The following is a 1,002-nucleotide window of genomic DNA, read 5'->3' on the forward strand; positions in this document are numbered from 1 at the left end:
AAGGCGCGGTGGGCGAAGAAGGCTGGCCGACTGGGCGCGGTCGCGGCCGGTGCGTACGGGGCGGTCAACGGAATGGCCGTGGAGCCTCTGCTCGCRCTTGCCGCTCTGGGTGTCGGCGGCCCGGTGGGCTGGTGGTACCTGGCCCGCCCGCTGGTCGACGACGAGCTGGCAAAGCCTGCGGTGAATCTGGTCAAGGCCGACGCCCCGGCGGCCGCGGCCGCTAATGCCTCTTCCCCGTACGGTGCGTCGGCTGGGCCGGTCTTCGACGCGCCCGCCCCGCCCGCACTGTCCGAGCCGGTCCTGACCGATGCGCTGACCAAGGCCGCGGTTATAAAGCCGGGCGAGAGCATCAAGATCCTGTCGGCCCCGGCCTGGGGCGAGGACGGCACCGCGACCACGGTGTTCGATCTCCCGGTCACGGTCACCGCGTTCAAGCAGAAGGCCGAGGCGTTCGCCGGAGCGTTGGGCCGCGATCTGTCGATGATCGACATCACCAAGGCCGGTGCCGCGTCCCGCGCGTCGGTGTGGATGTCGGACGCGGACCCGTTCGCCGACGCTCGTCCCAGCCCGCTGATGGACCACCGCGGACCGGTCGATGCGTGGAAGGACGGCATCCCGGTGGCCTGGGCCAAGCGCGGCAACGCGATCGCCCTGCCCATCAAGAACTCCAGCTTCGTCATCGCGGGCATGACCCGGTCGGGCAAGGGCGTCGGCGCCGCGAACCTCGTGGCCGGCGCGGCGATGGACATCCGGATCAACCTCCGGATCGTGGCGGGCAAGTCCAACGGTGAGTGGGACCCGGCGGCCAAGGCCGGGGTCGCGGCGACGTACTTCAAGCCGAACGCCGTCCGCCTGCTGGCCCTCCTCCAGGCGCTCAAGGCCGACATGGACCGCCGCAACCGGCTCCTGGGTGACCTCAGCAAGTCCAAGGTCGTCCCCGAGTGCATCGACCGCGTCGGCGGTCTGGAACTCCTGGTCATCGACGAACTCGCCACCTTCACC

1 protein-coding gene is annotated in these 1,002 nt (G+C 70.6%); it reads left to right on the forward strand.

Annotation, left to right across the window (positions count from 1 at the left end):
- Window positions 1–1,002 (forward strand): hypothetical protein (locus AC1DYK_RS35400; protein WP_478170523.1); only part of this gene is annotated, 1,002 nt, incomplete at both ends.

The sequence above is a fragment of the Variovorax sp. P2_H12 genome (assembly GCF_056403395.1).